The following is a 23,878-nucleotide window of genomic DNA, read 5'->3' as shown; positions in this document are numbered from 1 at the left end:
ATGGCGGAAGTCGGAATTTTTGTCGGCACCATGTACGGCAACTCGCTGCTGGTCGCGGAAGAAGCGGAAGCGATCCTCAGCGGACTGGGACACAAGGCTACCGTGTATGAGGATCCGCAGGTCAACGACTGGGAATCCTACACGGGTAAGTATGTGCTGGTGGTCACCTCCACCACCGGGCAGGGCGATCTGCCGGACAGCATCGTCCCGCTGTATGAGGGCATTAAAGATATGTATCAGCCTCACCTGCGCTACGGCATTATCGCGCTGGGCGACAGCACCTACGCCAACTTTTGCGGCGGAGGCCGGAAGTTCGATCAACTGCTGCAGGAGCAGGGCGCGAAGCGCATCGGCGAGATGCTGAAGATTGACGCCAGCGAAGATCCGGAGCCGGAGAGCGTCTCTAATCCATGGGTTGAGCAGTGGGCTACCCTGCTGGAATAAAAGCGCTGCCCTCTCCCTACGCAGAGGGCGCCCTTTCAAGATGTCGCGGCCAGATACGCGGACAGCAAAAGTGTATCCCTTTCCGGGCGGCACGCCTTCAGGCAAATGCACAATATCCTTAGCAATATCATGGGTTAAGCCAGCCGGTTTCACCGGGTCAAGAGAGGTATTTCACACTCCGGCTCTTATTGCTGCGCTTTTGACCACCCGCGGCGCTGGTTTTTCATTTCCGTGAACTTCCCCCCATTCTTTCAGGCATACGCCATAAACCACCTGCAATAGCGGCGTAAAAGCTGTGTAGATGCACGGTGAGCCGCGGTGTGCCTCTTCATATACTGCTCCAGCCAGTGATAAATGCAGTGCCAGATATAACGACAACTATCAAAACACGACCACGTCATTCTGATTACCCTACAGGTTGTGCTGTTCAGAATGAACGTAGCTAAACGCTATGATTCAGGAGTACAACAATGAGTTCATTAAGTCAGGCGGCGACGGCGGCTGAAAAGCGCACCAACGCCCGCTACTGGATAGTGGTGATGCTGTTTATCGTCACCTCTTTTAACTATGGCGACCGGGCGACGCTGTCGATCGCCGGTTCGGAAATGGCCAAAGATATCGGCCTGGATCCGGTGGGAATGGGGTATGTCTTCTCCGCGTTCTCATGGGCTTATGTCATCGGCCAGATCCCGGGCGGCTGGCTGCTCGACCGCTTCGGTTCGAAGCGCGTCTATTTCTGGTCGATCTTCATCTGGTCGATGTTTACCCTGCTGCAGGGCTTCGTCGACATCTTCAGCGGCTTTGGCATTATCGTCGCGCTGTTTACCCTGCGCTTCCTCGTTGGCCTTGCCGAATCGCCGTCATTCCCGGGTAACAGCCGTATCGTGGCCGCCTGGTTCCCGGCGCAGGAGCGCGGCACGGCCGTGGCGATCTTTAACTCCGCCCAGTACTTTGCCACCGTTATCTTCGCGCCGATCATGGGCTGGCTGACGCATGAGGTGGGCTGGTCGCACGTCTTCTTCTTTATGGGCGGCCTGGGGATTGTGATTAGCTTTGTCTGGCTGAAAGTGATCCACGATCCGAACAACCATCCGGGGGTAAACAAGAAGGAACTGGAATATATCGCCGAAGGCGGCGCCCTGATCAACATGGATCAAAAGAGCAGCGCGCAGAAGGTGCCGTTCAGCGTCAAAATGGGGCAGATCAAGCAGCTGATCGGATCGCGGATGATGATCGGCATCTATATCGGTCAGTACTGCATTAACGCCCTGACCTACTTCTTTATCACCTGGTTCCCGGTTTACCTGGTGCAGGCGCGCGGCATGTCGATCCTTAAAGCGGGGTTTGTCGCCTCCATTCCGGCGGTGTGCGGCTTCGTCGGCGGGGTGCTGGGCGGGGTGATCTCTGACTGGTTAATGCGCCGCACCGGCTCGCTGAACATTGCCCGCAAAACGCCGATTGTGCTGGGGATGCTGCTCTCCATGACCATGCTGATGTGTAACTATGTCAACGTGGAGTGGATGGTGATTGGCTTTATGGCGATGGCCTTCTTCGGCAAAGGGATCGGCGCGCTTGGCTGGGCGGTGATGGCGGATACCGCGCCGAAAGAGATTAGCGGTCTTTCCGGCGGTCTGTTCAACATGTTTGGCAATATCTCCGGTATCGTCACCCCGATCGCTATCGGCTATATCGTCGGCACCACCGGCTCGTTCAACGGGGCGCTGGTTTACGTAGGTATCCATGCCCTGGTGGCGGTGCTGAGCTATCTGGTGCTGGTGGGCGACATCAAACGCATCGAACTGAAACCTGTGGTGGGGCGTTAATCATGACTACTCAATCCAGCCCGATTATTACAGAGATGAAGGTCATTCCGGTGGCCGGACACGACAGCATGCTGCTGAACATCGGCGGGGCGCATAACGCCTGGTTTACCCGCAATATCGTGGTATTGACCGATAACGCCGGCAACACCGGCGTGGGAGAAGCCCCTGGCGGAGAGGTCATCTACCAGACGCTGCTGGCGGCGATCCCGCAGGTGGTAGGTCAGGAGGTCGCCAGACTGAATCGCGTGGTGCAGCAGGTGCACAAAGGCAATCAGGCGGCGGATTTCGACACCTTTGGCAAAGGGGCATGGACCTTCGAACTGAAAGTCAACGCGGTAGCGGCGCTGGAGGCCGCGCTGCTCGACCTGCTCGGCAAGGTGCTCAATGTGCCGGTCTGCGAGCTGCTGGGCCCGGGTAAGCAGCGTGATGCCGTCACCGTGCTGGGCTACCTGTTCTATATCGGCGATCGGCAGAAAACCGACCTGGGTTATCTGGACCATACGCCGGGCGATCACGAATGGTATCGCCTGCGCCACCAGCAGGCGCTGAGCAGCGAAGCGGTGGTGCGCCTGGCGGAAGCCGCTCAGGATCGCTACGGTTTCAAAGACTTTAAGCTGAAGGGCGGCGTGCTGCCCGGCGAGCAGGAAATTGACACCGCCCGGGCGCTGAAAAAGCGCTTTCCGGACGCGCGCATCACCGTCGATCCTAACGGCGCCTGGCTGCTGGATGAGGCGATCGCCCTGTGCAAAGGGCTGCAGGATGTTCTGACCTACGCCGAAGATCCGTGCGGCGCCGAGCAGGGCTTTTCCGGCCGGGAGGTGATGGCCGAGTTCCGCCGCGCCACCGGGCTGCCGGTCGCCACTAATATGATCGCCACCAACTGGCGCGAGATGGGTCATGCGGTGATGCTCAACGCCGTCGATATTCCGCTGGCGGACCCGCACTTCTGGACGCTCTCCGGCGCGGTACGAGTGGCGCAGCTGTGCGACGACTGGGGGCTTACCTGGGGCTGCCATTCCAACAACCATTTTGATATTTCCCTGGCGATGTTTACCCACGTCGGCGCCGCCGCGCCGGGTCATCCCACCGCCATCGACACCCACTGGATCTGGCAGGAAGGCGACGCGCGCCTGACCAAAAATCCGCTGCAGATTATTAACGGCAAGATTGCCGTGCCAGACGCGCCGGGACTCGGCGTGGAACTTGACTGGGAGCAGGTGCGCAGAGCCCATGAGGCCTATAAAGCGCTGCCGGGCGGCGCGCGCAACGACGCGGGCCCGATGCAGTACCTGATCCCCGGCTGGACATTCGACCGCAAACGTCCTGTTTTCGGCCGCCACTAATTACAAAAGGATGATGCTATGACGACTTTCTCTTCCACGCCCGTTGTCACCACCATGCAGGTGATCCCGGTTGCCGGCCATGACAGTATGCTGATGAATCTGAGCGGGGCCCACGCTCCGTACTTCACCCGCAATATCGTGATTATCAAAGATAACGCCGGCCATACCGGCGTCGGTGAAATTCCGGGGGGCGAAAAAATTCGCCAGACTCTGGAGGATGCCATTCCGCTGGTGGTGGGCAAAACGCTGGGCGAGTATAAAAACGTGCTCGGCGCGGTGCGCAATCAGTTCGCCGACCGTGACGCCGGCGGCCGCGGCCTGCAGACCTTTGACCTGCGCACCACCATCCACGTGGTGACCGGGATCGAAGCGGCGCTGCTGGACCTGCTGGGCCAGCACCTTGGGGTCAACGTCGCCTCGCTGCTCGGCGATGGGCAACAGCGCAGTGAAGTTGAAATGCTGGGCTACCTGTTCTTTATCGGTAACCGCCACGCCACGCCGCTGGCCTATCAGAGCCAGCCGGATGAACAGTGCGAGTGGTATCGCCTGCGCCATGAAGAGGCAATGACGCCGGATGCGGTGGTCCGCCTCGCGGAAGCGGCCTATGAAAAATATGGTTTCAACGACTTTAAGCTGAAGGGCGGCGTACTGGCCGGTTTTGAAGAAGCCGAAGCGATCAGCGCCCTGGCGAAGCGCTTCCCGGATGCCCGCGTGACCCTCGATCCGAACGGCGCCTGGCTGCTTGAAGAAGCCATTCAGATTGGCAAGCAGCTGAAGGGCGTGCTGGCCTATGCTGAGGATCCGTGCGGCGCTGAGCAGGGCTTCTCCGGCCGCGAAGTGATGGCGGAGTTCCGTCGCGCGACGGGCCTGCCGACCGCCACCAATATGATCGCCACCGACTGGCGGCAGATGGGCCATACGCTCTCCCTGCAGTCGGTGGATATCCCACTGGCGGACCCGCACTTCTGGACCATGCAGGGGTCGGTTCGCGTGGCGCAGATGTGTCATGAGTTCGGCCTGACCTGGGGTTCGCACTCCAATAACCACTTCGATGTGTCGCTGGCGATGTTCACCCACGTCGCGGCTGCGGCGCCGGGCAAGATCACCGCTATCGATACCCACTGGATCTGGCAGGAGGGCAACCAGCGTCTGACCAAACAACCGTTTGAAATTAAAGGCGGAATGGTGCAGGTGCCGAGCACGCCGGGTCTGGGGGTTGAGCTGGATATGGACCGCGTAATGCAGGCAAATGAGCTATATAAGAAACATGGCCTTGGCGCCCGCGACGATGCGATGGCGATGCAGTACCTGATCCCGGGCTGGACCTTTGACAACAAGCGTCCATGCATGGTGCGCTAAAAGGCCGCTGGCCTCTGCGGGGGCCGGCATTGCGCGATAGCGACAGGGGTTAGCTCAAAGTAAGGACTGCAGATGAAAATAGTGATCGCACCGGATTCCTGGAAGGAGAGCCTGACCGCGCTGGAAGTAGCCAGTGCAATAGAGCAAGGCTTTCGCGAGATTTATCCTGACGCGGAATATGTCAGGCTGCCGGTTGCCGACGGTGGGGAAGGGACGGTGGAAGCCATGGTGGCGGCGACCGGCGGGCATCAGGTGCCGCTGACGGTGACCGGGCCGCTGGGGGAGCCGGTAGAGGCATTTTATGGGCTGTCCGGCGATCGCCAGTGCGCCTTTATCGAAATGGCGGCGGCCAGCGGGCTGGAAAGCGTTCCCCCGGCGCAGCGTAACCCGCTGCTGACCACCTCCTGGGGCACCGGGGAGCTGATTCGCCATGCGCTGGACGCTGGCGTGCGGCAGATCATTATTGGCATTGGCGGCAGCGCGACCAATGACGGCGGCGCCGGCATGGCGCAGGCGCTGGGGGCGAAATTGCTGACCGTCGACGGTCAGCAAATCGCGCCAGGGGGCGGCGCGCTGGAGACGCTGGCGCGCATCGATCTTAGCGAGCTTGATCCACGGCTGGCAGATTGTCGGATTGACGTGGCCTGCGATGTCACCAACCCGTTGACCGGCCCGCAGGGCGCCAGCGCGGTATTCGGCCCGCAAAAAGGGGCGACGGCGCAGATGATCGACCGGCTTGACAGCGGCCTGCGGCACTATGCCCGGATCATCGCCCGTGATTTAGATTGCGACGTGCTGAGCCTGGAAGGCGGCGGCGCGGCGGGCGGGATGGGCGCGGCGCTGTATGCGTTTTGTGGCGCGCAACTGCGCCCGGGCATTGAGATTGTCACCGATGCGCTGCAGCTGGCGGAGCGGGTGGCGGATGCTGATTTAGTGATCACCGGCGAAGGACGTATCGACAGTCAGACTATCCACGGCAAGGTGCCGGTGGGAGTGGCCCGGGTGGCGAAGCGATTTAACGTACCGGTGATCGGGATTGCCGGCAGCCTTACCGCCGATGTCGGCGTCGTGCATCAGCACGGGCTGGATGCGGTATTCAGCGTGTTGTACACCATCTGCACGCTGGATGAAGCGCTGGCCAATGCCGCCGCCAACCTGCGGATGACGGCGCGAAACGTCGCCGCGGTTTTGCAGATGGGCGGTAAGCTGTAATGGAGGTATCCCGGCTGGCGCGGCCTCCCGGGAATGTCTAAGCGATGTTGAGGTCGCCAGTACCGGCAGTTTTCGCAGCGCAAGCGGGTAAATTAACGGCAGGCCGCACGGACCGTAGGCCGGGCAAGGCGTCGCCGCCGCCCGGCATAAAAGCGGCTCCGTGTCCGCTCTCCTTGCCCGGCGGCGCGATGCCTGGCGAGCCGGGTGCAGGAACCGTAGGCCGGGCAAGGCGTCGCCGCCGCCCGGCACAAAAGCGGCTCCGTGCCCGCTCTCCTTGCCCGGCGGCGCGATGCCTGGCGAGCCGGGTGCAGGTCGGGAAGCCCTCTGGTTTTAGCCCCCCATCCGGCAGGCTTCGCGCGCCACGTTATCCATCTCATCCAACAGCTCAAGCAGCTCCGGCTCCAGATCCTCGGCGGCGGTGCCTGCGCGCAGCTGGCTCTCCAGAGTGTGGCAGAGCTTTTTCAGCCGCGGCACGCCGCTGTAGCTGCAGCTGCCGTGCAGTTTGTGGATCAGATCCACCAGCCCTTCCGGCTGCTCGCCGACCAGTTGCTCTTCCACTTTGTTACGCACCTCCGGCATAAAAGCGATCAGCATCTGCAGCATCTCCCTCGCCAGGTCCGGCTTCATCGCCGCCTGACGCAGCGCCAGCTGCCAGTCGAGCGTCTGGTTATGGTCGATGACCGGCTCTGCGGGCGGTATCGCCGCCGGGGCGATGCTGTGTACTCCAGGCTGATAGCGCAGCAGCAGGGCGTGCAGTTTCTCTTCTTCGATCGGCTTCGCCAGATAGTCGTTCATGCCGGCGCTCAGTAGCTTCTCGCGCTGGCCCTCCAGGGCGTGCGCGGTGACGGCGATAACCGGCGTTTGCTGGTGATGCGGCAAATGATGGATAAGCTCACAAGCGCGGATGCCGTCCATATCCGGCATCTGAATATCCATCAGGATCAGATCCATCTGCAGTTGCTTGGCCTTGTCCACCGCCTGCTGGCCGCTGTCGCAGAGGATCACCTGCTGCACAAGGTCATCCAGCAGGGCGCCAATGAGCTTCAGGTTTGCCGGATTGTCGTCGACGGCCATCACGGTCATCGGCAGCTTATGGCTGTCGGCCTGGGTCAACGGCGCGGAGGCCGTCGCATGATGGGTGGCCACCAGCGCCGGCAGCAGACGGGTGGTGGTGAGCGGTTTCAACAGACAGGCGGCGATGCCATCGCGCTTCAGGGCTTCGGCGCTGACCTGGGCATGACATGGCAGAGCCAGCAGTACGTTATCTGACATCGCGCAGGCTTTGGCTAATTTTTCCCGGTGCGGCGACAAATCGCGCATTGAGACCGGAATACCGACCAGCAGAATGTCGTACTGGGCTTCCGCCAGCGCAGAAAAGGTGGGGCTGTAAATCACCTCCAGCGGCGTGGCGGCCAGCATCTCCAGCGTGCACTGCGCCGCCGTCGCGTTGGCTTCCACATAGGCCAGACGCTTGCCCGCCAGCCCGTCGGTATTCAGCGTATCCGGAATGGCGTTCGGGTTGAGATCGAGGCTGATATGGAACCAGAAGGTAGAGCCGCGGTTTGGCTGACTGTGGAACGAGATATCGCCGCCCATCTCCTTAACCAGACGCTGGGTGATCACCAGCCCGAGCCCGGTGCCGCCGTGGCGGCGTGAAATACTGGCATCGGCCTGACGGAAGGCCTGGAACAGCCGGGACTGGTCGCGCTCGGGGATGCCGATGCCGGTATCGTGGATCTGAATTTCGATCTGCACCCTCGAATTACTGATGGCCCGCTGCTCCACCAGCACATCGATATTACCGTGCTCGGTAAATTTGATGGCGTTGCCTACGAGGTTGGTCACAATCTGCTGCAGACGCAGCGGGTCGCCGATGACGTTATCCGGCACGTTGTTCTTAATGTTCAGCGTCAGCTCCAGCCCTTTATCGTGCGCGGAATGCGCCAGCAGGGTGACCACCTCATCAAGCGAGGTGCGCAGCAGGAACGGAATGCTCTCCAGGATCAGCTTCCCGGCTTCCAGCTTGGAAAAGTCGAGCACGTCGTTGATGATCGCCAACAGATTATTGGCCGAGCGTTCGATGGTGGTCAGGTGGTCGCGCTGCGTGGCGTTGAGATCGGTTTTCAACGTCAGACGGGTAAAGCCGATCACCCCATTGAGCGGGGTGCGCAGTTCGTGGGACATATTGGCCAGGAATTCAGACTTAATGCGCGCCGCCTCCTGGGCGCGCTTTTTCGCCAGGTCCAGCTCGACGTTCTGAATCTCCATCTGCTCAAGGGTTTCCCGCAGATCGGAGGTCGCCTGGTCGACGTTGTGCTGCATCTCCTCATGGTACGCCGCCAGCGACATGGCCATCGAGTTGATGCCGTTTTTCAGCATATCCAGTTCGCCGAGCATAAAGCCCTCGACGCGGCTGTCCAGCTGTCCGCGGCGGATGCGGTCGACGGTGTTGACCATATTGCGGATAGGGCCGGTGACGTCGCGCATCAGGCGCCAGCCGAAGATCAGCGCGATGCCGATGCAGAACAGCATCATCACGCTGGAGATGAAAATCTCTTTGTACTGCTGGAGGCGCACCGATTTGAGATCCAGCTCCAGCGCGACGTAGCCCAGCATATTGCCCGGCATTTTGGCATCGGATTCAGGGGATTCATCCGGCGAATAACTTTCCGAGACGATCGGCGTGCGCAGGATCATCATGTCGCCGTCGCGGATGACGCTGAGACGACGGGGAAACGCTTCGCCTTTCGGGATCTGCAGGTCGCTGGGGTTGAGCTGGTAATTGGAGGTGACAAACAAGCGGTTATGCGAATCGTACACCGAGATGGCCCGCACGATCTCCGAGTGGCGACGATGCAGAACGCTGATCAACTGGCCGATAGATTCGCGGTTTTGCAGATTCATGCCATATTCGCTGGAGACCGCCAGCGGCTCAATAATGCTGGTGCCGGCGTCCTCCAACTGACGTTGCAGGTCGTTATAACGGTGAGCGACAAAGAAAACACTGAGCAACAGCCCTATCAGGACGGTTGGCGCCAGAATCAGAATCATCATGCGAGCACGCAGGCTGTAGTTGGTCATGCGGTTCCATTATGGGAGAATATAGACATCATCGTTCGGTGCGCGTCGGTGCGCCTCGCGGCGCTGCCGCTCTGAACGAGCTCGTTTTATTTGATTGAGACAACTCTCTACGATGGCGCAATTCTACTCTGCAAAACGGCGTGTGACGACGCGCCAGATCATAACCGTTACAGTCAACGACCTCGATCCCTTTGGCCAGGGCGTGGCCCGCCACCAGGGGAAAGCGCTGTTCGTCGGCGGCGTGCTGCCGCAGGAGCAGGCTGAGGTGGTGCTGGTGGAAGACAAAAAGCAGTACGCTCGCGCCCAGGTGAAACGCCGTCTGACCGACAGCCCGCAGCGCCAGGCGCCGCGCTGCCCCCATTTTGGCGTTTGCGGCGGCTGCCAACAGCAGCATGCCAGCATCACGCTTCAGCAGCAAAGTAAACGCGCCGCGCTGGCGCGCCTGATGAAGCGCGAGGTGGATGAGATCATCGCCGGCGAGCCGTGGGGCTATCGCCGGCGCGCGCGCTTAAGCTTGAATTATCAGCCAAAGACCCAACAATTGCAGATGGGTTTTCGTCAGGCCAGTGATAAAGCGATCGTCGATGTGGTGCGGTGCCCTGTTTTGGTGCCCCAACTTGAGGCGCTGCTGCCCGCCGTGCGCGAGTGCTTAAGCGCGCTGAGCGCATTACGCCATCTTGGCCACGTCGAGCTGGTGCTGGCGGACAACGGCCCACTGATGGTGCTGCGCCATACCGCTGCGCTGCCGGCGGCTGACAGGGAAAAACTGGAACGTTTTTCGCAAACTCACGGTCTTTCCCTGTACCTCGCGCCGCAAAGCGAGATACTGGAACATATTCACGGCGAAGCGCCATGGTATACCTCAGACGGACTACGCTTAGTGTTCAGTCCGCGGGATTTTATCCAGGTCAACGACGGCGTGAATCAGCAGATGGTGCGTACCGCGCTGGCGTGGCTGGATCTGCAGCCGGAGGACCGGGTGCTGGATCTGTTCTGCGGGATGGGCAATTTTACCCTGCCGCTGGCGACTCGCGCCGCCCACGTGGTTGGGGTGGAAGGGGTGCCGGCGCTGGTGGCGAAGGGGCGGGAAAACGCCGCCCTCAATGGTTTATCAAATGTCACCTTCTTCCATGAAAATCTGGAAGAGGATGTCACCCGCCAGGCCTGGGCGAAGCATGGCTTTGATAAAGTGCTGCTGGACCCGGCCCGCGCCGGCGCGCCGGGCGTGATGCCGCATATTATAAAACTGGCGCCGCGGCGGGTGGTGTATGTTTCCTGCAACCCGGCGACGCTGGCGCGAGACAGCGAAACCCTGTTGCAGGCTGGATATCAGATTCAACGCCTGGCGATGCTGGATATGTTCCCGCATACCGGTCATCTGGAATCAATGGTGTTGTTTGAGCGCAGGCTTACATAAGGTCATTCACAACGTCGCAGAAGAGCCGCCCCGGCCATCAATGCTGACGCGACCTGCAGGATGACATGTAGAAAGTTGAGGCTTGCCGACTTCGGCAGGCCGGTCCCTTAAGGAGAGGACAATGGTTGCGGTAAGAAGTGCACATCTTAATAAAGCTGGTGAATTTGACCCGAAGAAATGGATCGCGAGTCTGGGGATTTCCAGCCAGCAGTCGTGTGAGCGCTTAGCCGAAACCTGGGATTATTGTCGCGAAAAAACGCAAGGACACCCGCTGGCGGACCTGCTGCTGTGGCGGGGCGTCGAAATGGTGGAGATCCTCTCCACCCTGAGTATGGATATCGATACCCTGCGCGCGGCGCTGCTGTTCCCGCTGGCCGATGGCGAAGTCGTCAGCGAAGAGGTCATGCAGGAGAGCGTGGGTAAATCGGTCGTGACCCTGATTCATGGGGTACGGGACATGGCCGCCATCCGTCAGCTGAAAGCCACTCATACCGACTCGGTATCTTCCGAGCAGGTGGATAACATTCGCCGCATGCTGCTGGCGATGGTTGACGATTTCCGCTGCGTGGTTATCAAGCTTGCCGAACGTATCGCGCATCTGCGCGAGGTCAAGGACGCGCCGGAAGATGAGCGGGTGCTGGCGGCGAAAGAGTGCACCAATATCTATGCTCCCCTGGCTAACCGCTTAGGTATCGGCCAGCTGAAGTGGGAGCTGGAAGATTACTGCTTCCGCTACCTGCATCCGGCAGAGTACAAGCGCATTGCCAAACTGCTCCACGAACGCCGTATCGACCGCGAGCATTATATCGACGAGTTCGTCGGCCACCTGCGGGCAGAAATGAAAGCCGAAGGGGTCAAGGCCGAGGTCTATGGTCGGCCGAAGCATATCTACAGCATCTGGCGCAAAATGCAGAAAAAACACCTCGCCTTTGACGAGCTGTTTGACGTACGTGCGGTGCGCATCGTGGCCGAGCGGTTGCAGGATTGTTATGCCGCGCTGGGGATCGTTCATACCCACTACCGTCACCTGCCGGATGAGTTCGATGACTATGTGGCCAACCCGAAACCCAACGGCTACCAGTCTATCCATACCGTGGTGCTGGGGCCGAGCGGCAAGACCGTGGAGATTCAAATCCGCACCCGGCAGATGCATGAAGACGCCGAGCTGGGCGTGGCCGCGCACTGGAAGTACAAAGAGGGCGCGGGAGCGGGGACCAGCGGCGGCCGCGGCTATGAGGACCGTATCGCCTGGCTGCGCAAGCTGATTGCCTGGCAGGAAGAGATGGCCGACTCCGGCGAAATGCTCGACGAAGTGCGCAGCCAGGTCTTTGACGACCGGGTGTATGTCTTTACGCCGAAAGGCGACGTGGTGGACCTGCCGGCGGGGTCGACGCCGCTCGATTTTGCCTACCATATCCACAGCGACGTCGGTCATCGCTGTATCGGCGCCAAAATTGGCGGCCGCATCGTGCCGTTCACCTATCAGCTGCAGATGGGCGATCAGATCGAAATCATTACCCAGAAGCAGCCGAACCCGAGCCGCGACTGGCTCAACCCTAACCTCGGCTATGTCACCACCAGCCGCGGACGCTCCAAAATTCACGCCTGGTTCCGTAAGCAGGACCGCGACAAGAACATTCTTGCCGGCCGACAGATCCTTGACGACGAGCTGGAGCATCTGGGCATCAGCCTGAAGGATGCGGAAAAGCACCTGCTGCCGCGCTACAACTTCAACGAGCTCGATGAACTGCTGGCGGCCATCGGCGGCGGCGATATCCGTCTCAACCAGATGGTTAACTTCCTGCAGGCGCAGTTCAATAAACCGAGTGCCGCCGAGCAGGATGCGGCAGCGCTGAAGCAGTTGCAGCAGAAAACCTATGCTCCGCAGAACCGCACCAAGGACAATGGCCGGGTGGTGGTGGAAGGGGTTGGCAATCTGATGCACCATATTGCCCGCTGCTGCCAGCCGATCCCGGGCGATGAGATCGTCGGCTTTATCACCCAGGGGCGCGGGATTTCCGTGCATCGCGCCGACTGCGATCAGCTCGCTGAACTGCAGTCGCATGCCCCGGAGCGCATCGTCGATGCGGTATGGGGCGAAAGCTACTCGGCCGGATATTCGCTGGTGGTCAGGGTGGAGGCGAACGATCGCAGCGGGTTACTGCGCGATATCACCACCATCCTCGCCAATGAGAAGGTGAACGTGCTGGGCGTTGCCAGCCGCAGCGATACCCGTCAGCAGCTGGCCACCATCGATATGACCATCGAGATTTACAACCTGCAGGTGCTGGGCCGGGTGCTCGGTAAGCTGAACCAGGTGCCTGATGTCATTGACGCGCGCCGTCTGCACGGCGGTTAATTCGTCTCCAGGCCGGATAAGGCGAAGCCGCCATCCGGCAATTTCGCCACGTCGGATAAGGTCGAAACGCTTTATCCGGCCGACTATTTTTTACATTTCCAGGATTGTCACATGACCCAAATCGACCGCTTGCTCGGCATCATGCGCCGCCTGCGCGACCCGGAAAACGGCTGCCCGTGGGATAAAGAGCAGACCTTTGCCACCATCGCCCCCTATACCCTCGAAGAAACCTATGAAGTGCTGGACGCCATTTCGCGAGAGGATTTTGACGACCTGCGCGGTGAGCTGGGCGATCTGCTGTTCCAGGTGGTGTTCTATGCGCAGATGGCGCAGGAAGAGGGACGTTTTGACTTTGACGATATCTGCGCCGCCATCAGCGACAAGCTGGAGCGCCGCCATCCTCATATCTTCGCTGATGCCACTGCGGGAAACAGCAGCGAAGTCCTGGCCCGCTGGGAGCAGATCAAAAGCGCGGAGCGGGCGGAAAAAGCCCAGCACTCGGCGCTGGACGACATTCCGCATAGCCTGCCGGCGCTGATGCGCGCGCATAAAATCCAGCGTCGCTGCTCGGCGGTCGGTTTTGACTGGACCTCGCTGGGCCCGGTGCTCGACAAGGTGCATGAAGAAATTGATGAAGTGATGCATGAAGCGCAGCAGGCGGTGGTGGATGAAGCGAAACTGGAAGAGGAAGTGGGCGATCTGCTGTTCGCCACGGTGAATTTATCCCGCCATTTAGGGGTCAAAGCCGAGGTGGCGCTGCAGAAGGCGAACCTCAAATTCGAGCGCCGCTTCCGCGAAGTCGAGCGCATTGTCGCTGCCCGCGGCCTGGAAATGACCGGCGTCGACCTCGATACCATGGAAGAAGTATGGCAACAGGTAAAACGCCAGGAAACTGATCTCTAACGAGTTTTCGTGATCAAGCGCGATTTGTGTGATTTTATAAATAACAAGCGCTTGATTTACGTCAAAAACATTTCGCCAAAAGCGTCTATTTTCTCTTTCCGTTATGTCGTTGAAACACCATGTAGCCTGCCTCTTCGAGTTGTTCGGGTCGCAACACAGGTGCAACTTGAAGAACGAAGGGGAGGGGAAGAATGAAAGTTTGTGGCGTCACGCATGTTCGGGTATACTACTTTCCCGTCCTGGTTATTCCATCGTTTTACCCTAACTTCTCAGGTTCAGCATGACAACGAACTATATTTTTGTGACCGGCGGGGTCGTATCCTCTCTGGGTAAAGGCATTGCCGCAGCCTCCCTGGCAGCCATTCTTGAAGCCCGTGGTCTCAACGTGACCATCATGAAACTGGATCCGTATATCAACGTCGATCCGGGCACCATGAGCCCAATCCAGCATGGGGAAGTGTTCGTTACTGAAGACGGCGCAGAAACCGATCTGGACCTGGGCCACTACGAGCGTTTCATCCGTACCAAGATGACTCGCCGCAACAACTTCACCACCGGCCGTATCTACTCTGACGTGCTGCGCAAAGAGCGCCGTGGCGACTACCTGGGCGCGACCGTTCAGGTTATCCCGCACATCACCAACGCTATCAAAGAGCGTGTGCTGGCGGGCGGCGAAGGCCATGACGTGGTGCTGGTGGAGATTGGCGGTACCGTCGGCGATATCGAATCCCTGCCGTTCCTCGAAGCCATTCGTCAGATGGCGGTAGAGATTGGCCGCGAGCATACCCTGTTTATGCACCTGACTCTGGTGCCGTACATGGCCGCCGCGGGCGAAGTCAAAACCAAACCGACTCAGCACTCCGTGAAAGAGCTGCTCTCCATCGGTATTCAGCCTGACATCCTGATCTGCCGCTCCGATCGCGCTGTTCCGGCCAACGAACGGGCGAAAATTGCTTTGTTCTGTAACGTTCCGGAAAAGGCTGTTATTTCTCTGAAAGACGTCGATTCCATTTATAAAATTCCAGGCCTGTTGAAATCTCAGGGGCTGGACGATTATATTTGTAAACGATTCAGCTTAACTTGTCCGGAAGCAAACCTGGCCGAATGGGAACAGGTAATCTATGAAGAAGCCAATCCGGCAGGCGAAGTCACCATCGGTATGGTCGGTAAGTACATTGAACTGCCGGACGCCTACAAGTCGGTGATTGAAGCGCTGAAACACGGTGGTCTGAAAAACCGCGTTACCGTCAACATCAAGCTGATCGATTCGCAGGATGTGGAAACGCGCGGCGTCGAAATCCTCAAGGATTTAGATGCTATCCTTATCCCGGGCGGCTTCGGCTACCGCGGTGTGGAAGGTAAGATCGCCACCGCGCGCTATGCGCGTGAGAACAATATTCCTTATCTGGGCATTTGCCTGGGTATGCAGGTTGCGCTGATTGAGTTCGCGCGCAACGTAGCGGGTATGGAAAACGCCAACTCGACGGAATTTGTGCCAGACTGTAAATACCCGGTTGTGGCCCTGATTACCGAATGGCGTGACGAAGATGGCAACGTCGAAGTCCGCTCCGAGAAGAGCGATCTGGGCGGCACCATGCGCCTGGGCGCGCAGCAGTGCCAGCTGGATGATGATTCTCTGGTACGCCAGCTGTACGGCGAGCCGACCATCACCGAGCGCCATCGTCACCGCTACGAAGTCAACAACATGTTGTTGAAACCGATTGAAGCTGCCGGTCTGCGCGTTGCGGGCCGTTCCGGGGATGATCAGTTGGTCGAGATCATCGAAGTGCCGAACCATCCGTGGTTTGTGGCCTGCCAGTTCCACCCGGAGTTTACTTCGACGCCGCGTGATGGACACCCGCTGTTTGCCGGCTTTGTGAAAGCCGCCAGCGAGTACCAGAAACGCCAGGCGAAGTAAAAAGAGTTAGAACGGCAATGCACCCATCCGGGTGCATTGTTTGTCTGGAGTTTTAGTTTAACTTGTACTGAGGAAAACCTAATGTCCAAAATCGTTAAAGTCATCGGTCGTGAAATCATCGACTCCCGTGGTAACCCGACTGTTGAAGCCGAAGTACACCTGGAAGGTGGTTTCGTCGGTATGGCAGCTGCTCCGTCAGGTGCTTCTACTGGTTCCCGCGAAGCGCTGGAACTGCGCGATGGCGACAAATCCCGTTTCCTGGGTAAAGGCGTAACCAAAGCTGTTGCTGCGGTAAACGGCCCGATCGCTCAGGCAATCCTGGGCAAAGATGCCAAAGATCAGGCTGGCATCGACAAGATCATGATCGACCTGGACGGTACTGAAAACAAATCTAACTTCGGTGCGAACGCAATCCTGGCCGTTTCTCTGGCGAACGCCAAAGCAGCAGCTGCCTCCAAAGGCCTGCCGCTGTACGCGCACATCGCTGAACTGAACGGCACTCCGGGCAAATACTCCATGCCGGTTCCGATGATGAACATCATCAACGGCGGTGAGCACGCTGACAACAACGTCGACATCCAGGAATTCATGATTCAGCCGGTTGGCGCGCCGACCCTGAAAGAAGCAGTACGCATGGGTTCTGAAGTGTTCCATCACCTGGCGAAAGTGCTGAAGTCCAAAGGCATGAACACTGCCGTTGGTGACGAAGGCGGCTACGCGCCGAACCTGGGTTCCAACGCCGAAGCGCTGGCTGTTATCGCTGAAGCGGTTAAAGCTGCAGGCTACGAGCTGGGCAAAGACATCACCCTGGCGATGGACTGCGCAGCGTCTGAATTCTACAAAGACGGTAAATACGTTCTGGCCGGCGAAGGCAACAAAGCGTTCACCTCTGAAGAGTTCACTCACTTCCTGGAAGAGCTGACCAAACAGTACCCGATCGTCTCCATCGAAGATGGCCTGGACGAATCTGACTGGGAAGGTTTCGCTTACCAGACCAAAGTACTGGGCGACAAAATCCAGCTGGTTGGTGACGACCTGTTCGTAACCAACACCAAGATCCTGAAAGAAGGCATCGAAAAAGGCATCGCTAACTCCATCCTGATCAAATTCAACCAGATCGGTTCTCTGACCGAAACTCTGGCGGCTATCAAGATGGCGAAAGACGCTGGCTACACCGCTGTCATCTCTCACCGTTCTGGCGAAACTGAAGACGCGACCATTGCCGACCTGGCTGTGGGTACCGCTGCAGGCCAGATCAAAACCGGTTCTATGAGCCGTTCTGACCGCGTTGCTAAATACAACCAGCTGATTCGTATCGAAGAAGCGCTGGGTGAGCAAGCGCCGTTCAACGGTCGTAAAGAGATCAAAGGCCAGGCTTAATCCTGTCTTTGTGAAATAAGCATGCCAGCCTTCGGGCTGGCATTTTTTTTATGCCTGCGGCCATTATTTAAAGTCGACGGCCATTTGCTGAGGGATCGACAGCCCGCGAGTGGTTTCCACGCAGCGGTCGATGTAATCGGTAAAGCGCGGCGGTTTTGGCATCCCCATGCTCAGCAGCTTGTCGTTGCTAAAGCGCACGTTCAGCGTGGCGAACGCGCCATATAAGCGCATCGCTTTCAGCATCAGTCGCTCATTGCACGGCCCAAAAATTCCTTTCAGTTCGCGACGCATTTTGACCAGCGTTTCATAGCTCACCTGGGCGTACTTGTCTCCCACCGGCGCCTGCTCCAGCGCCAGGGCCATCGCCCGGTCGATTTCGGCAAACTTCACGCTGTTCTCCTCGCCGGCAGAGATATGCACCACCTCGCCGCGGGCCAGCGGCTGGTTAAGCAGCATCAGCAGGGCATCGGCGCAGTAGTCCACCGGAATAACATCGATCCGATCCTCCATCGCGCACATAAATTTCTGCAGCATCAGCCCCATGCTGAACACCCAGAAAATACTGCTGGAAGGCCGGCAGCCATGATGGGTATGGCCCACCACAATAGAAGGGCGGGCAATGACCAGCGGTAGCGTAGGGCAGTGCTGCTGCATCAGTTGCTCGATGGCCGATTTCGAGTGGGTATATTCCACCAGATGCTCGGCGCGCTGCCGAAACTCCGCGCTCTCGGCGACCAGCGAATCCGGCTCCGGTGAGCAGGACATTGCGGTGCCGACGTGAAGAAAACGCTGCAGACCCGCCACCTGCGCCATCCGTTGCGCCAGACGCAGCGTACCCGCAACGTTAACCTTCCAGATGAGCGGGTTGCTGCCAAATGAGGCGACAGCGGCGCAGTTGAGGACATGGGTAACTTGCTCAAGCCGCGGGTCGTTAAGAAAATGCTCCGGAGAGGCGAGATCGCCCAGCAGGATCTGCTGCGGGCGCAGCATCGCCAGTTTCTCCTCGGCGATGTTGAACTTACGCATGTTCTCCTTGACCCGCTCCAGGCCTGCGTCGGGACTGTCGGCACGCACCAGCAGCAGCAGATCTAACTGGCTATCCTGATGGAGTATTTTCTCTAACGCCGCGCCGCCCAGAAAACCGGTGACGCCGGTAATGAATAATGTGGTCATAAACGCTATCTCATTATGGTTGGTCTGCGGGATTCTAGGAGGGACAAAGTAAACGACGATTAAATAAAAAATGGCGGGCAACAGGACTTTATTAAGAGGGGCTTAAGCTTATTTTCGGCGGTGGATTGGATTCGACTCTCAGACCAGATAAATAATTCACTCTTTCATGTATCAGTTTGTACACTGCTGTATTTAAAGATATTTTTGTGTTTATACTGACATTTAATATATTCTGGTTTATAACGCGAAAAACATCTTCTGTTACATCTTTCTTTACGGTGGCATGGCGCGCCGTTTATTTTAATCCTTACCACACTAATGAAATAAACGAAAACAGAGGCATGCTTTTAATTAACAATGAATAACCTCCGGGGAGAGAAAGCGACGCCGTGAGGGAAAAAACGATCGCAGCGCAGGACAAGACCTGGACAGTGAAATCTGCGATAATAAACGTTTATCACCCTAAACAGAGATGACTATGCAGTACCCGATTAACGAGATGTTCCAGACCCTGCAAGGCGAGGGTTACTTCACCGGCGTGCCTGCCATTTTTATTCGTCTGCAGGGATGCCCGGTAGGATGCGCGTGGTGTGACACCAAGCATACCTGGGACAAACTGGCCGATCGGGAAGTGTCGTTGTTCAGTATCCTGGCGAAAACCAAAGAGAGCGATAAGTGGGGGCCGGCAAGCAGTGAAGATCTGCTGGCGATTATCGGTCGTCAGGGGTGGACTGCCCGCCACGTGGTCATTACCGGCGGTGAGCCCTGCATTCATGATTTAACGCCGTTAACCTCGCTGCTGGAGCAAAACGGCTTTAGCTGCCAGATTGAAACCAGCGGCACTCACGAAGTTCGCTGTACGCCTCATACCTGGGTGACGGTATCGCCGAAGGTGAATATGCGCGGCGGGTATGACGTGCTGTCTCAGGCCCTGCAGCGGGCGGATGAGATCAAACATCCGGTAGGGCGCGTCCGCGACATCGAAGCACTGGACGAACTGCTGGAAACGCTGAGCGATGACAAACCGCGGATCATCGCCCTGCAGCCAATCAGCCAGAAAGAAGACGCGACGCGCCTGTGTATCGACACCTGCATCGCCCGTAACTGGCGCCTGTCCATGCAGACGCATAAATATCTGAATATCGCCTGATAAAAAAGCCCGGCAGCGTACTGACCGGGCTTTTTTTCGCTTACTCGCCGCGATAGACGCAGCCGGCGGTGCAGGTCTCTTTCACCATCACCGCGCTCAGCAGCGGTACCCGCGGTTTCATCTCATCCCAGATCCATTTGGCCAGCACTTCGCTGGTAGGGTTTTCCAGACCGGGGATATCGTTCAGATAATAGTGGTCCAGGCGATCGTAGGTCGGCTTGAAGGCGGCCTTCAGCTCGGCAAAATCCATGATCCACCCGGTATGGGGATCGACTTCACCGGTTATCTCCAGACGCACCATAAAGGAGTGGCCATGCAGGCGACCGCATTTGTGTCCTTCCGGGACGTGCGGCAGGTGGTGGGCGGCTTCGAAGGTGAAATCTTTAAACAGCGTGGTGGACATCATTGACTCTCAACAGGACGAAAAAAACCGCCGTAGGGTACCGGAAAGTACATTTTTTCGCATTAACTAAAACGGCCCTGAACAGAAAATCGACACATTTATCTGGGTTAAGTGAATTAAGTTGTGATATTTCAAATAGTTATTTAATCGATTTTGTTGTTAATAACTACAACTAAAACAGGTTAGTCCATTTGGTTATTTATTATTTCCATCCCTTCTTTAATTGTTACTATGCCCGCCGTTAACCTTCTATTCTCTTCTGTTTTTGTCGCGCTGACAGGGTGCGAATAACAGCTTTGCTTACTGGAACAAACGACGCATGACGACACAGGCCCCACCTTCCAACTTGCTGCCGCTCAACCCGGAGCAACTGGCGCGCCTTCAGGCGGCCACCACTGACTTCACGCCCACTCAGCTCGCCTGGGTGTCTGGCTATTTCTGGGGCGTGCTGAATCAGCAGTCCGGCGCGGCAGCCGCCGTTCCCGCCCCGGCCGCCGAGGTCCCGACGATCACGCTGATTTCCGCCTCGCAAACCGGCAACGCTCGCCGCGTCGCCGAAGCGCTGCGCGACGATCTGCTGGCGGCGAAGCTGAACGTGAAGCTGGTGAATGCAGGCGATTATAAATTCAAACAAATTGCTGCTGAAAAACTGCTGGTGGTCGTGACCTCCACCCTGGGGGAAGGTGAGCCGCCGGAAGAAGCGGTCGCATTGCATAAGTTCCTGTTCTCGAAGAAAGCGCCGAAGCTGGACGGGACCGCATTCGCCGTCTTTGGCCTCGGCGATACCTCTTATGAATTCTTCTGCCAGTCCGGCAAAGATTTCGACAGCAAGCTGGCCGAACTTGGCGCGGAACGCCTGCTCGATCGCGTCGACGCCGACGTTGAATATCAGGCCGCGGCCGCTGAATGGCGCGCGCGCGTCGTTGAGGTGCTGAAGGCCCGTGCGCCGGTCGCCGCGCCCGCTCAGCTGTCCGCCAGCGGCGCAGTGAACGACATTCACACCAGTCCCTACAGCAAAGAGGCTCCGCTGACGGCGACCCTGTCGGTCAACCAGAAAATCACCGGCCGCGATTCAGAAAAAGATGTACGCCATATCGAAATTGACCTCGGTGATTCCGGTCTGCGCTATCAGCCGGGCGACGCCCTGGGCGTCTGGTATCAAAACGATCCTCAGCTGGTGAAAGAGCTGGTGGAGCTGCTGTGGCTGAAAGGCGACGAGCCGGTGACCGTCGAGGGCAAAACCCTGCCGCTGGCGGAAGCCCTGCAGTGGCATTTTGAGCTGACGGTTAACACCGCGACTATCGTCGAAAACTACGCCACCCTGACCCGCAGCGAATCGCTGCTGCCGCTGGTGGGCGATAAAGCTCAACTGCAGCAGTATGCCGCCGCGACGCCGATCGTCGATATGGTCCGTTTCTCCCCAGCGCAGCTGGACGCCGAGGCGTTAATCGGTCTGCTGCGCCCGCTGACGCCGCGTCTGTACTCTATTGCCTCCTCGCAGGCGGAAGTGGAGAGCGAAGTGCATGTCACCGTGGGCGTGGTGCGCTATGACATCGAAGGCCGCGCCCGGGCTGGCGGCGCCTCCAGCTTCCTCGCCGACCGCGTGGAAGAGGATGGCGAAGTCCGCGTCTTTATCGAGCACAACGACAACTTCCGTCTGCCGGCTAACCCGGAGACGCCGGTGATCATGATTGGCCCGGGCACCGGTATTGCGCCGTTCCGCGCCTTCATGCAGCAGCGCGCAGCGGACGGGGCGCCAGGTAAGAACTGGCTGTTCTTCGGCAACCCGCACTTCACCGAAGATTTCCTCTATCAGGTGGAGTGGCAGAGCTATGTGAAAGAGGGTCTGCTGACCCGTATCGATCTGGCCTGGTCCCGCGATCAACAACAAAAAATCTATGTGCAGGACAAACTGCGTGAGCAGGGGGCCGAGCTGTGGCGCTGGATCAATGATGGCGCCCACATTTATGTTTGCGGCGACGCCAATCGTATGGCGAAAGACGTGGAACAGACTTTACTGGAAGTGATTGCCGAATACGGCGCGATGGACGCCGAAGCGGCGGACGAATTTTTAAGTGAGCTGCGCGTTGAGCGCCGTTATCAGCGAGATGTCTACTAATGAGCGAAAAACATCCGGGGCCTTTAGTGGTCGAAGGTAAACTGACCGATGCCGAGCGTATGAAGCTCGAGAGCAACTACCTGCGCGGCACCATTGCGGAAGATTTAAACGACGGTCTGACCGGCGGTTTTAAAGGCGATAACTTCCTGCTGATCCGTTTCCACGGTATGTACCAGCAGGACGATCGCGATATCCGCGCGGAGCGCGCCGCTCAGAAGCTGGAGCCGCGTCATGCGATGCTCCTGCGCTGCCGTCTGCCGGGCGGGGTGATCACCACCACCCAGTGGAAGGCGATCGATAAGTTTGCCGCCGAGAACACCATTTACGGCAGTATTCGCCTGACCAACCGGCAGACTTTCCAGTTTCACGGCATTCTGAAAAAGAACGTCAAGCCGGTGCATCAGATGCTGCACTCGGTGGGGCTGGACGCGCTGGCCACCGCCAACGATATGAACCGTAACGTGCTGTGCACCTCCAACCCGTACGAATCGCAGCTGCACGCTGAGGCCTACGAGTGGGCGAAAAAGATCTCCGAGCATTTGCTGCCGCGCACCCGCGCCTATGCCGAGATCTGGCTGGATCAGAAAAAGGTCGCCACCACTGACGAAGAGCCGATCCTCGGTCAGACCTATCTGCCGCGTAAGTTTAAAACCACGGTGGTGATCCCGCCGCAGAACGATATCGATCTGCACGCCAACGACATGAACTTTGTGGCGATCGCCGAAAACGGCAAGCTGGTGGGCTTTAACCTGCTGGTGGGCGGCGGTCTTTCCATCGAACACGGTAACAAAAAAACCTACGCCCGCACGGCGAGCGAATTCGGTTATCTGCCGCTGGAGCATACTCTGGCGGTGGCGGAAGCGGTCGTGACTACCCAGCGCGACTGGGGTAACCGTACCGACCGTAAGAATGCGAAAACCAAGTACACCCTTGAGCGCGTTGGCGTTGAAACCTTTAAGGCGGAAGTGGAGCGCCGGGCAGGCATTAAGTTTGAGCCGATCCGCCCGTACGAATTCACCGGCCGCGGCGACCGCATCGGCTGGGTGAAGGGGATTGATGATAAATGGCACCTGACGCTGTTTATTGAAAACGGCCGCATTCTGGATTATCCGGGGCGCCCGCTGAAAACCGGTCTGCTGGAGATTGCTAAGATCCATCAGGGCGAATTCCGCATCACCGCCAATCAGAACCTGATCGTCGCCAGCGTACCGGAAGATCAGAAGGCGCGGATCGAGAAGCTGGCGCGGGATCATGGTCTGATGAATGCCGTCACCCCGCAGCGCGAAAACTCAATGGCCTGCGTCTCCTTCCCGACCTGCCCGCTGGCGATGGCGGAAGCCGAGCGTTTCCTGCCGTCGTTTATCGACAAGGTGGAAGGGGTGATGAGCAAGCATGGCGTGAGCGATGAGCATATCGTCACCCGCGTCACCGGCTGTCCGAACGGCTGCGGCCGCGCGATGCTGGCGGAAGTGGGGCTGGTGGGGAAAGCGCCAGGCCGCTATAACCTGCACATCGGCGGTAACCGCAGCGGCACCCGCATCCCGCGGATGTACCGTGAGAACATTACCGAGTCGGAAATTCTCGACTCGCTAGACCAACTGGTTGGGCGCTGGGCGAAAGAGCGCGAAGCGGGTGAAGGCTTCGGCGACTTTACGGTGCGTGCGGGCATCATTCGCCCGGTGCTCGATCCAGCCCGCGATTTCTGGGAGTAACATCCTGGTGCCCGGTGGCGCGTAGCGATCCGGGCCTGTAAAACCCGTAGGCCGGGCAATCGCAGTGCCGCCCGGCAAAACA

Annotated in this window: 16 protein-coding genes; 13 read left to right on the top strand and 3 right to left on the bottom strand. The window is 58.5% G+C overall.

Annotation, left to right across the window (positions count from 1 at the left end):
* The 5 genes from ACOI6Z_RS06285 (at position 1) to ACOI6Z_RS06265 (ending at position 6,181) form a co-directional block, all read left to right on the top strand.
* Positions 1 to 444, top strand: a complete 444-nt coding sequence (locus tag ACOI6Z_RS06285) for a flavodoxin (protein ID WP_065812351.1) — start codon at positions 1 to 3, stop codon at positions 442 to 444.
* Positions 445 to 914: 470 nt separating this feature from the next.
* On the top strand, positions 915 to 2,267 hold the full coding sequence (locus tag ACOI6Z_RS06280; protein WP_044524535.1) for an MFS transporter: 1,353 nt from the start codon (positions 915 to 917) through the stop codon (positions 2,265 to 2,267).
* Positions 2,268 to 2,269: 2 nt separating this feature from the next.
* Positions 2,270 to 3,610, top strand: coding sequence for an enolase C-terminal domain-like protein (locus ACOI6Z_RS06275; protein WP_023290834.1), 1,341 nt, complete (start codon positions 2,270 to 2,272; stop codon positions 3,608 to 3,610).
* A gap of 18 nt (positions 3,611 to 3,628) precedes the next feature.
* On the top strand, positions 3,629 to 4,969 hold the full coding sequence (gene gudD / locus ACOI6Z_RS06270; protein WP_060591965.1) for a glucarate dehydratase: 1,341 nt from the start codon (positions 3,629 to 3,631) through the stop codon (positions 4,967 to 4,969).
* Between the two features lie 72 nt (positions 4,970 to 5,041).
* Entirely contained in the window at positions 5,042 to 6,181 is a 1,140-nt protein-coding gene (locus tag ACOI6Z_RS06265) for a glycerate kinase (RefSeq protein WP_064157667.1), read from the top strand.
* 330 nt (positions 6,182 to 6,511) lie between these two features.
* Here the strand turns inward: ACOI6Z_RS06265 and barA are convergent, their stop codons facing one another.
* Entirely contained in the window at positions 6,512 to 9,262 is a 2,751-nt protein-coding gene (barA, locus tag ACOI6Z_RS06260) for a two-component sensor histidine kinase BarA (RefSeq protein ID WP_023290831.1), read from the bottom strand.
* Positions 9,263 to 9,374: 112 nt separating this feature from the next.
* On the opposite strand from barA, the gene rlmD reads away from it, so the two are divergent.
* From rlmD to eno, 5 genes are all read left to right on the top strand, one after another.
* Positions 9,375 to 10,679, top strand: a complete 1,305-nt coding sequence (gene rlmD / locus ACOI6Z_RS06255) for a 23S rRNA (uracil(1939)-C(5))-methyltransferase RlmD (RefSeq protein ID WP_065812350.1) — start codon at positions 9,375 to 9,377, stop codon at positions 10,677 to 10,679.
* 121 nt (positions 10,680 to 10,800) lie between these two features.
* Complete coding sequence (gene relA / locus ACOI6Z_RS06250; protein WP_023290829.1) at positions 10,801 to 13,038, top strand: GTP diphosphokinase; 2,238 nt, start codon at positions 10,801 to 10,803, stop codon at positions 13,036 to 13,038.
* Positions 13,039 to 13,149: 111 nt separating this feature from the next.
* Positions 13,150 to 13,941, top strand: a complete 792-nt coding sequence (gene mazG / locus ACOI6Z_RS06245; protein WP_049014510.1) for a nucleoside triphosphate pyrophosphohydrolase — start codon at positions 13,150 to 13,152, stop codon at positions 13,939 to 13,941.
* A 280-nt stretch (positions 13,942 to 14,221) separates the two neighbouring features.
* On the top strand, positions 14,222 to 15,859 hold the full coding sequence (gene pyrG, locus ACOI6Z_RS06240; protein ID WP_023290827.1) for a glutamine hydrolyzing CTP synthase: 1,638 nt from the start codon (positions 14,222 to 14,224) through the stop codon (positions 15,857 to 15,859).
* An 81-nt stretch (positions 15,860 to 15,940) separates the two neighbouring features.
* Complete coding sequence (eno, locus tag ACOI6Z_RS06235) at positions 15,941 to 17,239, top strand: phosphopyruvate hydratase (RefSeq protein WP_002915213.1); 1,299 nt, start codon at positions 15,941 to 15,943, stop codon at positions 17,237 to 17,239.
* 63 nt (positions 17,240 to 17,302) lie between these two features.
* Here the strand turns inward: eno and ACOI6Z_RS06230 are convergent, their stop codons facing one another.
* Positions 17,303 to 18,412, bottom strand: a complete 1,110-nt coding sequence (locus ACOI6Z_RS06230) for an SDR family oxidoreductase (RefSeq protein ID WP_023290826.1) — start codon at positions 18,410 to 18,412, stop codon at positions 17,303 to 17,305.
* Between the two features lie 478 nt (positions 18,413 to 18,890).
* Between ACOI6Z_RS06230 and queE the strand changes: the two genes are divergently transcribed.
* Positions 18,891 to 19,562: a 7-carboxy-7-deazaguanine synthase QueE gene (gene queE, locus ACOI6Z_RS06225; RefSeq protein ID WP_023290825.1), complete on the top strand. Its 672-nt coding sequence runs from the start codon at positions 18,891 to 18,893 to the stop codon at positions 19,560 to 19,562.
* A gap of 40 nt (positions 19,563 to 19,602) precedes the next feature.
* Here the strand turns inward: queE and queD are convergent, their stop codons facing one another.
* Positions 19,603 to 19,968 carry a 6-carboxytetrahydropterin synthase QueD gene (gene queD / locus ACOI6Z_RS06220; RefSeq protein ID WP_004174641.1) on the bottom strand — a complete coding sequence of 122 codons (366 nt, stop codon included), beginning with the start codon at positions 19,966 to 19,968 and terminating at the stop codon, positions 19,603 to 19,605.
* A gap of 316 nt (positions 19,969 to 20,284) precedes the next feature.
* On the opposite strand from queD, the gene cysJ reads away from it, so the two are divergent.
* Positions 20,285 to 22,084: an NADPH-dependent assimilatory sulfite reductase flavoprotein subunit gene (gene cysJ / locus ACOI6Z_RS06215; RefSeq protein WP_065812349.1), complete on the top strand. Its 1,800-nt coding sequence runs from the start codon at positions 20,285 to 20,287 to the stop codon at positions 22,082 to 22,084.
* Positions 22,084 to 23,796 (top strand): assimilatory sulfite reductase (NADPH) hemoprotein subunit, encoded by a 1,713-nt coding sequence (gene cysI, locus ACOI6Z_RS06210; protein WP_004205585.1) that lies wholly within the window; start codon positions 22,084 to 22,086, stop codon positions 23,794 to 23,796. The genes cysJ and cysI overlap by 1 nt, the downstream gene beginning before the upstream one ends.
* Positions 23,797 to 23,878: the final 82 nt, after the last annotated feature.

The sequence above is a fragment of the Klebsiella sp. C239 genome, assembly GCF_048822715.1.
Lineage (GTDB): Bacteria > Pseudomonadota > Gammaproteobacteria > Enterobacterales > Enterobacteriaceae > Klebsiella > Klebsiella quasipneumoniae.
Note: the sequence above shows the minus strand (reverse complement) of the source record. Positions and strands in the feature narration are given on the sequence as shown.